At 36.6% G+C, this 16295-nt stretch carries 8 protein-coding genes; 6 read left to right on the forward strand and 2 right to left on the reverse strand.

From position 1 onward, the window contains the following. Nucleotides 1–3: 3 nt before the first annotated feature. On the forward strand, nucleotides 4–1950 hold the full coding sequence (locus K5X82_16165) for a RagB/SusD family nutrient uptake outer membrane protein (protein ID QZT36763.1): 1947 nt from the start codon (nucleotides 4–6) through the stop codon (nucleotides 1948–1950). Nucleotides 1951–2612: 662 nt separating this feature from the next. Beyond that, the gene (locus K5X82_16170; protein ID QZT36764.1) at nucleotides 2613–5498 is read left to right on the forward strand and encodes a helix-turn-helix domain-containing protein; all 2886 of its coding nucleotides are present in this window, start codon (nucleotides 2613–2615) and stop codon (nucleotides 5496–5498) included. An 8-nt stretch (nucleotides 5499–5506) separates the two neighbouring features. Here K5X82_16170 and K5X82_16175 read toward each other — a convergent pair whose 3' ends face one another. Both K5X82_16175 and K5X82_16180 read right to left on the reverse strand, forming a co-directional pair. Continuing rightward, nucleotides 5507–5944: a hypothetical protein gene (locus K5X82_16175; GenBank protein ID QZT36765.1), complete on the reverse strand. Its 438-nt coding sequence runs from the start codon at nucleotides 5942–5944 to the stop codon at nucleotides 5507–5509. A 52-nt stretch (nucleotides 5945–5996) separates the two neighbouring features. Next, nucleotides 5997–7412 carry a sulfatase-like hydrolase/transferase gene (locus K5X82_16180; protein QZT36766.1) on the reverse strand — a complete coding sequence of 472 codons (1416 nt, stop codon included), beginning with the start codon at nucleotides 7410–7412 and terminating at the stop codon, nucleotides 5997–5999. 262 nt (nucleotides 7413–7674) lie between these two features. Between K5X82_16180 and K5X82_16185 the strand changes: the two genes are divergently transcribed. From K5X82_16185 to K5X82_16200, 4 genes are all read left to right on the forward strand, one after another. After that, the gene (locus tag K5X82_16185; GenBank protein ID QZT36767.1) at nucleotides 7675–10293 is read left to right on the forward strand and encodes a sodium/solute symporter; all 2619 of its coding nucleotides are present in this window, start codon (nucleotides 7675–7677) and stop codon (nucleotides 10291–10293) included. A gap of 25 nt (nucleotides 10294–10318) precedes the next feature. Further along, a complete protein-coding gene (locus tag K5X82_16190) occupies nucleotides 10319–11236 on the forward strand; it encodes a dihydrodipicolinate synthase family protein (protein ID QZT36768.1) in 918 nt (305 codons plus the stop codon). Between the two features lie 93 nt (nucleotides 11237–11329). Further along, nucleotides 11330–14635 (forward strand): SusC/RagA family TonB-linked outer membrane protein, encoded by a 3306-nt coding sequence (locus K5X82_16195; GenBank protein QZT36769.1) that lies wholly within the window; start codon nucleotides 11330–11332, stop codon nucleotides 14633–14635. 11 nt (nucleotides 14636–14646) lie between these two features. Further along, nucleotides 14647–16269 (forward strand): RagB/SusD family nutrient uptake outer membrane protein, encoded by a 1623-nt coding sequence (locus K5X82_16200; protein ID QZT36770.1) that lies wholly within the window; start codon nucleotides 14647–14649, stop codon nucleotides 16267–16269. Nucleotides 16270–16295 lie beyond the last annotated feature (26 nt).

Genomic DNA, 16295 nt, shown 5'->3' on the forward strand with positions numbered 1-16295 from the left:
AAGATGAGATTAAAGAATATAATTGGTATGTCTGCTATGGCTTTGGCTTTTATGACACAATCATGCCAAGACTATCTAAATGTAAAGCCATATTCACAAATCGCTGCTGGTGATTTTTATCAAACAGAGCAACAAGTTGATTTGGCGCTAAATGGGATATATAGTACCATTGGAAGTGAACGCCTTTATGGTTCTAATTTATCATGCTACTTTCCTGTTGGCACTGATGCTGCAGTCTATTCAAGAACTTATAATGCATGGGAAGTTGCACTGCACACAGTAAATGAGACCAATGTCGATATTGAAAGAACTTTTCGTAAACTATATGAAGGAATCAATCTTTGTAATTTGTTGATTACTAATATTGAACCTGTGAAAGGAATCAATGACATTAAGAAAAAACGAATGATAGGGGAAGCTCGTTTTTTACGTGCTTATTTCTACTTCGATTTGGTTCGTTGGTTTAAGAATGTTCCTATGAGATTGGCTCCAATTAAAGATGGAAGCTCTGCTAATACAGCACAAGAATTATCTGATGCATTAGATATTTATAAAACGGTGATCATTCCTGATTTGGAATATGCTGCAGCAAATTGTACTACAAAAGGAGGTAGCGGATATGAAATAGGTCGCGTTACACAATCTGCATCTCACGCACTTTTACAAAGAGTCTACCTAGCTATTGCTGGGGTGACTCACAACGATGAAAGAGCAAAATTTCCTGATTTTGCAACAGCTACATGTTATCAAAAAGTAGTAGATCAAGGGAATGAAGTTTTTAAATTAGGAAACTACTCTTTGATGGCTGATTATACTGATATCTTTAGAAACGAGATAAAAGGTACTCCGAATGATCAAGAGGTGATGTTTGAAGTGATGTTCAACAACCTTAGAAGTAGTGGTAAGAATGAGCACGGTCGTATTGGAAACCTAAATGGAGTACAGTGTTCTATGACTGGAATTAAAGATCCATATGCTTATGCCTATGCTTATGCTGGATTGACATTGGTTAAGGATTACGAAACTTCAACAGGTGATGCAAATGATGATAAGCGATATGTTTGGAATGTTGCACCATATAATGTAGGACGTGTTAATGTCTTAGATACGACATATGTTGATGATCCTAAAACTGGAGAATCAGTTCGGGTTGTTAAAGAGTCAGATAATTTTGTTGAAGGATTTAAGTATGTTGGTAATAGATATACTCGTAATCCTGGTAAATTCCGACGTGTAAGTTTTGATGAGATTGAAAGTGGTGTTTTCAGAATGGAAAGACGTCAGGCATTAAAATCTGATGGAAAGAAAAAGATTACATTATATTCTGGTTATAAGCAATTGCCAATTGATACTTATAAAATAGGTAATGATGTAGATGGAGATTATCCTTATATGCTTGTTAATGGAGTTGAGAAACGTCTTTCAAAGGATTATTATATCACAAAAGAAGGTCGTGTTTGGAAGTTGTTAGATAATGGAGGCTTGAAGCTTAAAATCATGGAGAATGGGAGTATTGATAAGAACTTTACTGGTATTAATTTCCCTTTAATTCGTTATTCAGATGTATTGTTAATGCAGGCAGAAGCTTATAATGAATTAAACAACTATGATCAAGCACGTTTGTTTATCGACCAAGTGAAAAATAGAGCAGGTCTTCCAAATCTTGATCCATCTCAGTTTAATGACCGTGATAAGATTTTTAATGAACTTGTTTCTGAACGTAGTCGTGAGTTGTGTTTTGAGGGCCAGAGGAGGCATGATCTAACCCGTTGGGGAAATATGAAAGATAAACTAGATGAGTTGATGCAAGACCTTAAAGAAGAGCCAATCAGTAAGAGTCAGACTTGGATGCTTCGTTCAAGTGAAAATTTCGATCCAAAGAAGCATACTTATCTTCCAATACCATTAAAAGAGTTAAATCTTAATATAGGTATCAAAAAAACAGAGTAGAATTCAATAATCATAAGTTAGAGCGACTTTTCTTCACAGAAGAGTCGCTTTTTCATTATATATTGGTCGTGTCTCTCTGTTATTATTGAACTATTGACCCTTTATAGCCTCATCTGTATTCGATTACCTATTGATGCAAGTTTTTTATTATTACTCTTTCCTCCCTTTGAGTCGTGCAGAAAGTATGTAAGGTTGGAGTTGCTAATGATATGAAATATTCAGGAGACGTGAGATTTGCTATTCTTGTGAATCAAAAGAGTGTTCAATGAGTTAAGTGATTGTAATCTAATTTTTGTATTGCATGTTTAATAACGAGTTTTAGTTCTTTCTATCTTTAGTAGTCAAATTGAAAGTGTAAATACTAATATATGTTAATTTAATAGCTATGTGATGTCCTAATATAATCTTTTTTCCTTATTTTAAGGGAGGATGCAGTGTGTCCATAAATATGTAGTATTGGGAAGGTCTTTCTTTGATAATCAAGTTTCTTAATGGTGATAGATTATGTGGTATATACTACAAACTTAGTGACCTTTATTGTGATTTGTTATTCTATTCAAAATGTTCCTTATTTTGGTTCCTTTTTATTAAAATAATATCTTCGCTTATGGATTGACTCTATTGCATATCGTTCGTGTTTTATTGATTAATATACCTCAGCTTTGCGACTAAGAAAACTTATATATATACTTATTTTATTTGTGTCCTTATTGACACCTACTTTTGCTTATAATTACCGATTCGAAGCATTCCCTTCTGCAGGTGCCTTTGGTTCTGATTTATGTACATCAAGTACCGTAGATCGAAATGGTTTTCATTGGATTGGGACCAACAATGGTCTTTTCCGTTGGAATGGAAAAGAGTTGCAGAAAATCGAACTCCCAATAAAAAATAACAATCTAATCAATGATGTTAAGATTACGGCTTTAGACGTTGATGCAAAGGGGTATTTATGGGTTGGATCGATTGCTGGTATTTTTAGATTTAATACCGTTTCTCTTAAGGGAGAGGTGGTACCACTACCAAAATCACCAGTTTATAATCTAGTTTCAAGTATTAGTGATCTATTGATAACTCCCAAAGGAGTTGTTTTGGTGGCTACAAGAAACGGTTTATTACGATTTGATAAGAAGCAACAGGAGTTAGTTTTTGATAAACGTTTTCCATATATCAGTGATAAGAATCGTAAGGTAAACAAAGATAAACGTGTGATTACGGATCTGATGATCGATTCGAGAGAACGACTATGGGTTTCAACAGACGGGAATGGTGTTCATCTATTTGATAAAAATGAGCATCCTTTTATTGTATTTGGAAATAAGCAACTCGGAACCAGCAGAATCTTCTCTATGTATGAAGATTTTGACCACCGTATATGGTTGGTTAAATCCACAGGTTTAGTTTGTTTAGATGACCTTTACCAACCCTTACCTTCTGTCCAATCACTATTCGACGATTTGAAGATTAATTGTATCTCTTCTGATGATGTTAATGATGTTTTTGTTGGTACAGATAATGGGATATACAAGTATGAAACACATATTCGTAAGTTATCTTTGGTTAAGAATACTGGAGACCAAGATCTACAGATTGAAAATGATGGTGTTCTATACATAGGAAAGTGGAATCATGAACAGTTTATCATAGGATCTAGACTTGGGATCTTTAGTATGTTGAAGAGTCGATTTGGATTTGACCTTTTCCGGTTCCAAGAAGATAATGAGAAGTCGTTGTCGGGAAATTTGTTGCGGGTAATCCTTCAAGACCCATCGACAAATAGATATTTATGGATTGCAACATTAAATGAAGGGGTTGATCTCTTAAATTCAGAAGAGAATAAGATCTATCCTGTGAAGTTTCCTGCGGGAGTGGACAAGAAAGCATATTCAATTCGTTGTGGAATGGTCGATCACCATAAGAAAATCTTTTTTGGTACAGATAGAGGAATCTTAAGACTTGATAGGGGAAGTCGCAAGTTGAGTCGTTCTAATTTTTATGGTCTTCCGATCTCTAATGAGCCTATTCTTTCTATGTTACATTCAACATCAGGTGAATATTGGGTGGTTGGAATGAATACCGGTTTACTTCGTTATAATCCACAAACAAGGTTTATAAAGAAATATCCAGTAAAGAAGGAGAATGGCTACCTGCCATCAAGAAATATTAAATCACTCTATCAAACCAGCAATGGAACTTTATGGGTCGGTACTCATAATCGTGGTATTTGTCGCTATTTAGAAGATTCTGATACATTTGAATTGTATTCGACCAAATTTGATGACAAGAATACTGTTTCAGATAAAATATTCTGTTTCTATGAGGACTCAAGAGGTGTTTTATGGGTCGGAACAGGGAAAGGTCTTGCTGTCTATGATCAAGTAAACAATCACTTTCGCAAGTTTAAATCGTCGATGGTTGAAGTTGACGTGATGGTTTTGAGTATTCAAGAAGATGTTCGTGGTAGATTGTGGATCGGAACCAATAGTGGTATTCGTTGTATAGATGTTGAGCGTGATGTCTATTCTCAGTTTACTGTAGCTGATGGACTTCAATCTAACGTGTTTGAGTATAATGTAGACGCGAAGAATACGCGTTATATATATATGGGGGGTAATAATGGTTTGAATCGATTTAAACCTGTGGATTTTAACCCTAAAAGGAGTGTCACTAAGGTTGGGGTCGTTTCTGTAAAGTTACAGCAGAAGGATGAAAAAGAACTATTGGTTTCGAGGACTGATCTATATAAGGAAAGAGGAGGACTTCAAATAATTGACTTACCATCGGATATCACTGATGTAACAGTGAACTTAGCAGTATTAAATACATTAGATCAGTCGAAATGTCGCTTTGCATATCAGTTAGATGGAGAGTCTAAATGGATTTGGCTTCCAGAATCTCAAACTTATGTTACCTTTCCTATATCCAATAAGAAAGAGTTCTCAGTTAAAATTAAGAGTACGAATAATGAAGGCCTTCCTAGTACAAAGCATATAACACTCCATTTTGCCCAGAGCTCATTTACAAGAGCATCATGGTATCTAATTTTCTCTATTCTTGGTGTCACCTTTTTTGTGGTACTCATCTATATGATACGGAAAAAGGATAAAAAGGTTATGGATTTCACTGAAATGGATGAAGAAGTAGAGGAGACATTGTCTGAAGCTGCTGGCTTAAATGAATTGGTCTCTGATAATGAAATTGTATTAGAAGGTCAACGAATACGACAGGCATTAAAAGATAATGTGTGGTATCTGGATCGAAACTTAAACAAACATCTATTTGCAAAACATCTTCATATCTCGATGTCCCATCTATCCGTAGTGCTTCGTGATGGATTGAAAACTAATTTTAATGATCTAATCAATGGATATCGAATTGAAGAGGTAAAGAAGCGATTGAAAGATCCCACATACAAAGATTATACCCTTTTAGGTATAGCTGAAGATTGTGGGTTTAATTCAAAAACCTCATTCTATCGTATCTTCAAGAAATATACAGGAGTCACTCCAACAGAGTATATTCAAAATAATGATATTAGAGAGAGTTAAAAAGTTACCTAGAATAACTTTTTAACCCTTCCATCTTCTTGATATTGAATACCAATCTTAAACATCTCTTCTTTGTACATGTCGAAGTAGTGGTATACTAAAGGAGTCTCTTCTTCACGGAAATACTTCATATTTGCTCTTTGTTTTAGAAAACGAACAGCATTTAGTTCAATTCGAGACTTACGTTCGTCATTAAACACCGGGTCAAGCTTTAGAAATGGAAATGTTAGATAGTAATGAAGCGTATCGTATGATGTGCTTGCACTATCTAATTTTAGTCCTTCATCAATAGTTGTTGGACATTTACGATTGATCTCTTTAACGATCGTCTTTAATTGATATTGTGCCTCTATCTCAGTCGTTTTAAAGATAGAGATCTTAAAAAATAAGAGACATACCCCACCAATCAAGATGATAAATAGTTGTGTCTTGTGACTTTTCTTCATTATGAATAGTTTATGAAGGAGAGACTACTAAGTAATCCCCCCTTTTTATTATTTAAATATGGTCTTTAAGCCATTGGAACTTGTTCTGATATGTATCAACATGAGATACAAGCACCTTTGTTAGCTCTTTTTTAACTTTGCGATATTTACGATCATCAAAAAGATTATCCATCTGTAGAGGATCTTTCTTCATATCAAAAAGCATATGGTCTTTGCCTGTATTGCTATAGCAAATAGAATAATCATCGTTATACAGCCCAATAAAAGCCGATTTAATATTTCTACCATGACGACAAACAATTGCATAATCGTCGACCATTGTGTCTACCTTAGACTCTAGTAATGGGGTCATATCTCTACCATCACTTGATTTCTCTGGAGTAACTCCCATTAGTGATGCTAAAGTAGATTTGAAATCTACTGTTGTAACGTGCTGTTTTACTACCGTTCCTGGTTTAATCTTCTTAGGAAAACGGATAAGAAATGGAATACGATAAGCGTTTTGGTAGAAATTATTCTTTCCTAGCAATCCTCCGTGTTCTCCCATATACTCGCCATGATCCGTAGTAAAAACGATGATGGTGTTATCATATACACCTTTGTCTTTCAGTGTATTAATGATTTTACCCACGTTGTCATCAATACACTTTACCATAGCATAGTATTGTGCCTTTGCTTCTTTGAAATCTTCTAGTGTATGTTTCGGGTTATGCCAATGGTGCTGTTTGATCCATACAGGCGTATCTTTTTGATCAAAACTTTCTGGGATTGACATCAAATCAGGGTTCACTAATTGATTATATGGTGCTCTTACTTTGAATGGAGTGTGGGGATCTGGAATAGATAAAACTGCCATAAAAGGTTGATTCTTTTCTTGACTCTTGATGAAATCAATCGTTTTATCAGAGATATAATCTGTGGTATAATGCTCTTTATCTCCAATTTTATCAGAAACCCTTGGTGCATTGTCATTGATTGTTTTCCAATGACCACGATTCCACATGTGCTCACAATCGGTAAATCCCATAGAACGATCTGGTTTCATAAAACCAGGTTTAGCATCTCCATCTAAGTGCCATTTTCCAAAGTAAGCTGTATTATAGCCATTACGTCGTGCCATCTCACCGAATGTCTCCACATCTCGGTTAAGAGGTTTATCATTATGTACTGCTCCATTTTGGTCTGGATACTGACCCGAGAAGAAACAACCTCGTGAAGGGGTACATACTCCTACATTACAGTAGAAATTGTTCAGTTTCGCTCCTTCGTCTGCAAGAGAGTCAATGAATGGTGTTTTAACAATAGTTCCACCGTAGCTCCCTAAAGTCCATGTACTCTGTTGATCGGTGTGAACAACAACAACGTTAGGTAACTCCTGTTGTTTGTCTCCATTCTTTGCTTGTAATTGAGTGGTAACAATCGCACCTGTTGCTGCTCCTGTTAGTTTAATGAAATCTCTTCTTTTCATCTGGTTATACTTTGTTTTATGGTTAACTTCACCATCAAAGATGCTAATAATCTTATCAATAACATAAGGAATTGTTGATTTATAAAGGTACGGTATCCGATTTTAAGGTTCCATTTTTATTGGTTATGCAACTCGTTGTTTATGAGGAAGTACTAAATATGTTTCATAACAGTTCGTACAATATTTGATTTGTATTGCTAATGTTGTAGGTTTGTCATACAAACTGATTAACTATCTAAGCAATAACTAAAATAGTCATAAAATGATAAAGACTTTATTTCATAGAATGAATTTGATTAAAACTCTATGTGTCATAATGTTTATGATTACATCTGTGATTTCTAATAACTGCATTGGAAAAGGATTTGAATGGAGGAATATTTCAAAGTTGCCTGAGTCAGTAGATCACGGTGTTGGTCGTGCAGGAACTTTTAGTGGTTTCATTGGAGATTATTTAGTTGTTGTTGGAGGAGCAAATTTCCCCGCAGGTATGCCATGGGAAGGTGGTAAGAAACAATATCATAATGATATTTTTATAGGGAAAGTTGATAGGAATGGACTTCATTGGAATAGTAAAAAAGAGCACTATTTAAATAGTATTGCATATGGTGGAACAGTGAGTACCGAAGAGGGACTGATGTTTATTGGAGGAGAAAATGGTCATCGTATATCTTCGGATGTCACTCTACTGGATTTAGAGTTAAGTACTTTAGACGTATCATACAAAAAACTTCCGTCTCTACCTCTTCCATTGTCGAATCTTAGTTGTGTAATATTAAACGACAAGGTTTATGTTGCAGGAGGAGTCACTGATAAAGGGACGAAAGTATCAACGAACTTATTCTTTCAACTAGATGTCTCAGACTTAAACCGTAGGCATGTTCAATGGGAACAACTACCTTCTTTCCCTGGTCCATCAAGGGCCTACAGTACCATGGTAGTTCAAAGTGATGGTGAAAAGAAAGCAATCTATCTAATTGGTGGAAGATCAATAGAGAAAGGGAAAAAGATAGAAGTATTAGATTCGGGACTCAAATACGATCCTATATTAAGCAAGTGGTCAAAACTGTCAGGGAGCTTCCCTATAATGGCTGGTAATGCATTTGGTTCTGGTCAATCATTCATTGTATTTCCGACAGGAACGGATGGTCGTTTGTTAGTAGAAGAGATGCGACTTAAAGGTGCCCAGCAATCTGACACAAATGATACAGATATCAATGAAGCACTAGTATCATATTATGAAAACCATCCAGGCTTTCCTAATCATGTGTATGTTTATAATACTATTACCAATGAGCTTGTTGTAGATGGTAAATTGCCGAATGGGGGCGTTGCTACAGCTTCTTTCGCAAAACACAAGAATAAGTTTTATGTGGTAAGTGGAGAGGTACGACCAGGAGTACGTACGCCGTGGATCGTTGAAGGGCAATTTGTGTCACATAAACAGTCGTTAGGTTGGTTGAATATATTGGTGTTAATTGTGTATTTTAGTTTATTGATATGGATCGGATACTACTTTTCTAAACGACAAAAAAACACAGATGATTACTTTAAAGGAGGTGGCCGAGTACCATGGTGGGCAGCAGGGTTAAGTATTTTCGGAACTGCTTTGAGTGCGATAACCTTTATGGCAATTCCAGCTAAATCTTATGCAACTAATTGGTCTTATGTATGGCTCAATCTAGGTGTTATCGCAGTTGCTCCTCTTATTGTCTATATATTTATCCCATACTTCAGAAAGCAAAACATAACTACAGCTTATGAATACCTTGAGATACGATTTAACTACTTTTTAAGGGCTGCTGGAAGCGCATCTTTTATTTTATACCAGATAGGTAGAATGGGAGTGGTATTATTTCTTCCCGCGATTGCTTTAAATGTGGTTACAGGTATTGATATTTATGTATGCATATCAATGATGGGAGTTTTAAGCCTTCTGTATACTCTTATGGGGGGAATCGAAGCTGTAATATGGACTGATGCAATGCAAGTTGTAGTCTTACTTGGTGGTGCCATTCTATCTCTATTTCTTATCGCAAATCAAGTAGACGGAGGCTTTACTGGAATAATGAAAGTGGCTATATCCGATCAAAAAATTGAAGCTTTCAATACTGCGTTCGATTGGAGGCAGCCTACGTTATGGGTTGTTCTTATAGGCGGGTTATTTAATCAATTCTCTACGTATGCTTCTGATCAAACGATGGTACAAAGATATTTAACTACCCCTGATACACGTAGTGCGCAAAAGAGTGTGTGGACAAATGCAATCTTGACGATTCCTGCAACCTTCATATTCTTTTTCGTTGGAACGGCACTGTATGTTTTCTATAAACAACACCCTGCAGACATGAACTACGCATTAGTAAATGGTGATAGTATATTCCCATGGTATATAACAAATGAATTGCCAAATGGCATTGTTGGCATACTTATCAGTGGGATCTTTGCTGCAGCAATGTCAAGTGTTTCAAGTAGTATTAACTCAGCAGCAACATCCTACTGTATCGATTTTCATTTTAGAGTGTTCAACTCTTCAAATAAATCAATGGTCATAGCAAAACGCGCGACACTGGTCATTGGTCTTTTAGGCACCTCATTTGCACTATTAATGGCTGGAATGGAGATCAAGTCGTTATGGGATACATTTAATAAAGTGTTAGGTCTTATTATTGGTGGCCTTGGAGGTCTATTCCTTTTGGGGGTTCTATTTCCTAAAGTGGATGGTCGTTCTGCCTCAGTAGCATTTATTCTTACCATTATACTACAAGTGATTATTTCGAATTTCACAAATCTTCACCTACTGCTATATACAGCAACAGGTGTCGTAATATGTTGTCTATTAGGAGTGATGTTTCATATAATACTGCCTAAATCAAAATAGGTTAGTATCTACTAAATATATATAGATGAATTTTAACAAGAAGAAAATTACAGGTTTTATAGCTGCTCCGTTTACTCCTATGTTTGAGGATGGTTCAGTTAATGTGGAAGTGATTGCAAAATATGCAACCAAACTTAAAGAGGATGGTTTATCAGGCGTTTTCATTAATGGAACCACTGGAGAAGGGATGTTAATGTCATTATGTGAAAGAAAACAGGTGGCAGAAGCTTGGTTAAAGCACCAAAGTGATAATTTTCATGTGATTGTTCATGTCGGATCTACAAGTGTCAAACAGTCTGCCGAGCTTGCTGCTCACGCCGAAGTTAATGGTGCTTTTGCTGTCGGATGTATGGGGCCTTGTTTTCTACCTCCTTCAACTGCATCAGATCTAGTACGGTTTTGTGAAGAGGTTGCAGGTGCTTGTCCTAATACTCCTTTCTATTACTATCATATGCCAGCAACTTCCAATGTAACAGTTTCAATGCTATCCTTTTTAGAACTAGCAGAGGAGCGTATCTCGAATCTTGCAGGTATTAAATTTACTCACAATAACTTAATGGAGATGCGTCAATGTATCCAATATAAAGAGGGTAAATTCGATATTCTTCACGGATATGATGAAATTCTACTTTCAGGCTTAGCCATGGGAGCAAAAGGTGGAGTAGGAAGTACATACAACTATATCGCGTCTGTATACCTCTCACTAAGAGATGCCTTTGAGAAAGGAGATATTGCCGAAGCACAAAGACTGCAAGACATTTCGATAAAAGTAGTGGAAGTCTTAATCAAATATGGTGGTGGAGTGATTGCTGGAAAAGCAATAATGAACCTTATTGGCATAGAGTGTGGACCATGTAGAGCCCATCTTCCTTACTATGGACAAGATGTATTAGATAATATTAATAAGGATTTAAAAGAGATAGGATTTTATGAAATATCATAGATAATAAATAGACGGGAGAGGTAAAATTCTCACCTCTTATCCTCTCCCACTATAAATAGCTAATTAATAATAACTAACTAAAATCATGCGAATATGCAAAAATCTAAGCTCATTGTAAACAGTCGGTTTAATAAATCGTTTGCGTGGCTACTATTTATACTGATATTTAGTGTTAATAGCCTAATTGCACAGAATAGATCTGTTAACGGAGTTGTCAAAGATGAAAAAGGAATCCCCCTTCCTGGTGCAACTGTTGTTCAAAAAGGTACTACAAATGGTACGGTCACAAATGTTGATGGAGCTTTTAACCTTAAGGTTCCAATTCAAGCTCAAATAACGATATCTTTCGTTGGTCTTGAGTCCCAGACAATATCTACAGAAAAAAAATCAAATTTCGAAATTACACTACAACCAAGTGCCATTGGTTTGGATGAGGTGGTTGCCATTGGATATGGTAAACAATCAAGAGCTACAATAACATCAGCTGTGACTAAAGTGGATGATAAAGAGCTTGCTACCACTCCTTCTGGCAATGCATTGCTATCTGTTCAAGGTAAAGTGCCTGGCGTTGATATTCGTGTTACAACAGGCCAACCTGGAAGTACCCCAAAAGTATTAATTCGAGGAGGAACATCTCCAGGGAATGGAACACCTCTATATGTAATTGATGGGGTTATTCGTGAGAATATGAACGACTTAAATGCCGAAGACATTGAATCGATGCAGGTATTGAAAGATGGTGCCTCTGCATCTATTTATGGAGCAAGAGGGGCTGCTGGAGTTATTGTAATTAGTACCAAGAAAGGTAAGAATTCAAATGGTTTTGGTAATGTAAATGTGAAGTATGGGATGACCATAAACCAACAAGCTCGTAAATACCCATTCTCTAATGCTCAAGACTATTTATGGGCATCACGTGTTGCTGCAAACCAGGAGTTAGATACAAATTCCAAATCACGTCTTACTGATCCATCATACGGTTATGGTACTGGAAACGCAAACTATTCAGGCAAACAAGGAAGTGGGTATGGCAACTCTGTAAGTACAACAGAGTTTTATGATGAGTTGGTATCGGTGAACGGTCAAGACTATGTAAATGACCTATTAACAAACCAAGGTTTTCAAACAATGGTAGATCCCGTAACGGGTCAGAAATTGATCTTTAAAGATGCTGATTATCAAAATCAAATGTTTAGAACAGGAGTGATAAACGACATGAATGTATCTTTTGATGGAGGAAATGATAAAGGTACTTTTTATGCAAGTTTTGGGGCATTAGATAATAAAGGTATTGTTGTTGGATCTAATTATAAAAGATACTCTGCAAAATTTAATGGTTCCTATAATATTAAAGAGAATCTAAAAGTTAATGGTGGTGTTGATTTCCAAAAGTCATCAAAATTAGGACCAGGTAATAGTGCCACCGATCGTTCTGCAAGAATGCCTCACACCATTCGTCTTTATACCGATGAAGGACTTCCATCTATTGGAGAAGGTGGTGGGTCTCCTCGTAATATTCTTCATGCGGATTATTATCAAAAGAGAAATGAATCACGCTATCGTACAACATTGAACTTTAGTCTTGATTGGGAGATTCTACCAGGATTAAATTTCAAGCCCAGAGCATCTTATTATAAGTATGAATACATCTATGATTTCTTTGAGAAATACAATCCATATGTTACAAACCGCCCAATGAATGCAACACATAATTCTTATGAGCAATGGACGTTGGATAACATTTTAACTTATACAAAATCTATAGGTAAACACAATATTGATCTTCTTCTTGGACAAAGTTTACGTAGTGAAAATAACTTTGATATGAAGGGGTCGGGAGCGAATGCTGCTACTGATTATGTTCCGACATTGAATGCTTCTGCTACTGATGATGAGAGAGTTTCTTCAACAATAGGGAACACAAAAACCCTCTCATATTTTGGCCGATTGAACTATAACTTCGATGAAAAATATCTCCTATCTGCTAGTCTAAGACGAGATGGTTCATCTCGATTTACGGAACAGAATAAGTTTGCACTCTTCCCTTCCGTATCAGGAGGATGGAATATGCATAAAGAGAACTTCTATAAGCAATCGAAAGTGTCGAATGTCCTGTCATCATTGAAACTTAGAGCATCCTATGGTACTGCGGGTAATGACAATGTAAGTCTTGCTGACACTTATGGTAGTTTCGGAACAGGGATGAACTATCTCGGAACAACAGGAGTGCTTCAGTCGAAAATTGGAAATCAAAATTTAGTGTGGGAATCAACATCAACATTAGATATTGGTTTTGATATGGGGATTCTAAACAATAAGCACACCATATATTTTGATTATTATGACAAAAGGACAAAAGATCGTTTGTATGGATATAACTTACCTGCCCAAACCGGTTTCAATTCGTTGAAAGACAATATTGGGATCTTCCAAAACAAAGGGATCGAGATTGGAGTCAATACAACACTAATACAAACCAATGATTTTAAATGGGACATGTCTGTTTCATTTAGTTTGAATAAAGGGTATGTTCTTAAGTTACCTAATAATGGTAAAGAGAATAATCGTATCGGTGGACGAGAAGTATGGGACGAAGGATCACAAAGTTATAAAACAGTTGGAGGAACTGCTGAAGGCGAGCGAATTGGTCAGCGTTGGATGTGGCAAGCTGAAGGAATATATATGACAGATGATGAGGCTGCGAATGCTCCTTATGATACACAAGTTTCAGGAAGCAAGTTAGGTCAAGATAAACATGCTGGTGATGTGAAGTGGTTAGATCGTGATCGTAACGACACTATCGATACACGAGATCTGGCTTTTGAAGGATATGCAAGTCCCGACAAGATTGGTTCTATTATCAGTACCGTTAATTACAAGGGATTTACCCTGAGAACTGTGATGAGATATGGCTTAGGACATATTGTGGCCAATGGATGGAGAGCCCGAATGAATGGTAATGCCCGTAACAGAATGGGGACTACAGACGACGTTACCAATGGTAATATCTTCTGGGCTGAAGGACTTGAACCCTATGAAGGATATGACCGTACCAATGCTAAATACCCTAGATATAACTCTGGATCGGACTGGGACAATGGATATCGAAATCATATGAGAAGCTCACCAATTGGTAATGGTGCATATGATAATGATATGTATGTATCTAAAGGGGATTATCTCTCGTTTAGTGAAGTCTCCTTGGCTTATGATTTTAATGCCAATAGTCGTTTTATGAAGACATTGAGGTTGAAAGGACTAAACCTCGCTGCAGGGGTATATAACTTGGGATACATTACTGCTTTTGATGGATTAACCCCAGAACATTATGATGGTAAAGAGGTCGGAACATATCCTAACCCTCTACAGTTTAATTTCTCAGCACGATTCACCTTCTAAAGACCAATCATATGAAATTTAAAAACTATATAATAGCACTACTCATCGTTATCGGATCACTTTCTAGTTGTTCTGATTTCTTAAATGTAGATCAAGTATCTACCATTGATCCTTCTGCTTTTTGGTCATCTCCTGATGATGTGATTGCCTACTATAATGGCTGTAACGATAAGTTTCGGGATATAAATAACGAAACATACCTTGAGGAAGATAGAGGAGACTCTTTTATCCCTGGTGATATTGGTCCTGCATCTAATGCATGGAGTCAATATTTAGATAAAGAGAATACGGCGGATATGACTAAATACTATAATGCTATATTCCATTTTAACCAGTTGTATAACGAGGGGAGTACAGTGAACTTTGGAGCTCGTGGTAATACTAAGAATCAAATCTTGGCTTCGGCATTATCTATGAGAGCCCACACCTATTTTAAGATGATTAAAACATGGGGTGATGTTCCTTTAGTCACTTCTGTTTATACAGGAAGTGGTAGTAAAATTATTGCAAGAACTCCTGTTGTAGATGTAATGGTTCAGATAATCAGAGATATTGAGGAGGCTATAACTCTTTATCCTTCAGACAATCTATCTAACAAAAACTACTGGTCAAAAGCTGCAACACATGCACTGAAAGCTGATGTGCTTATGTACAAAGGTAAAGTATTAGGTGGAGGTGTAGAGGATCTTAGAGCGGCTATTACATCGATCAATTGGATCGAATCTAATACGAGTGTCTCTTTGGGTGACGACTATGCAAGAATCTTCGACTCAAGCAATAAAACGAATAGCGAAATTGTTTATGCAACACATTTCGATCGTTATGAACAAGCATCTCAATATGGAAGTAGATCAAAACCAGGATATGGAAACTTGGCTAATGCTCATAATCAAGCCGATATCGCTCGAACAGAAGGTGGAAGAGCAAGAGCTGTATATGCTCCATCTTTAGAGTTAGAGCATGCTTATGATGCCAATATCAATGATACACGTCGTGGGGTATCTATCCTGTATCCATTGATGGTAGAGGTTTCTGAGAGAATAAGTACGAGCGATTATGAGAGTGGAACCTATACGTTAACGACTCCAGATGGTGGCTTTAAGATGTTTGGTGATCAAAGAGATATTATCGGATATGAAGGTGAAGATAATAATACAGTGATTATCTGTACGGCGTGGGATAGCCTTACTCCTGTAACCAATAAATTTAGAGGAACTTACTACGACGATCTTCAGGATCGTGTATTTGACGATGATGTGATTCTTTACCGTTGGGGAGGACTTCTTTTATTGAGAGCAGAAGCCAAAGCAGGATCTGGTGATGTGTCGGGTGCTATATCAGACCTTAATCAAGTACGTCGACGAGCAAATACTGGTGATTATGCAGGTGCTGCTGATAAGGATACTGTTGAGAAAGAAATTCTTAACGAAAGGTTTAGAGAGATGTTCTTGGAGCTAAAGAGGTGGCCAGATCTAGTCAGAGCAAATGCATGGGGTACGATCAATATATATGACATGGTCCCTAACCTTAGAGGCAAAACAACACCTTTGCTGTGGCCTCTTTCTGATGATGATTTAAGAGATAACGATTTATTGAAGCAAAATAATGGATATAGTGGAATCACTCCGTCCTAGATTTAGATAGATGATTATAGGACTTG

The organism is Prolixibacteraceae bacterium, assembly GCA_019856515.1.
GTDB classification, from domain to species: Bacteria; Bacteroidota; Bacteroidia; order Bacteroidales; family Prolixibacteraceae; genus Halosquirtibacter; species Halosquirtibacter xylanolyticus.

Bases quoted from the DNA above. Each gene is read 5' to 3' on its own strand.
- K5X82_16165 (QZT36763.1), top strand. From the start codon at position 4: ATGAGATTAAAGAATATAATTGGTATGTCTGCTATGGCTTTGGCTTTT.
- K5X82_16175 (QZT36765.1), bottom strand. From the start codon at position 5,944: ATGAAGAAAAGTCACAAGACACAACTATTTATCATCTTGATTGGTGGG.
- K5X82_16180 (QZT36766.1), bottom strand. From the start codon at position 7,412: ATGAAAAGAAGAGATTTCATTAAACTAACAGGAGCAGCAACAGGTGCG.
- K5X82_16185 (QZT36767.1), top strand. From the start codon at position 7,675: ATGATAAAGACTTTATTTCATAGAATGAATTTGATTAAAACTCTATGT.
- K5X82_16190 (QZT36768.1), top strand. From the start codon at position 10,319: ATGAATTTTAACAAGAAGAAAATTACAGGTTTTATAGCTGCTCCGTTT.
- K5X82_16195 (QZT36769.1), top strand. From the start codon at position 11,330: ATGCAAAAATCTAAGCTCATTGTAAACAGTCGGTTTAATAAATCGTTT.
- K5X82_16200 (QZT36770.1), top strand. From the start codon at position 14,647: ATGAAATTTAAAAACTATATAATAGCACTACTCATCGTTATCGGATCA.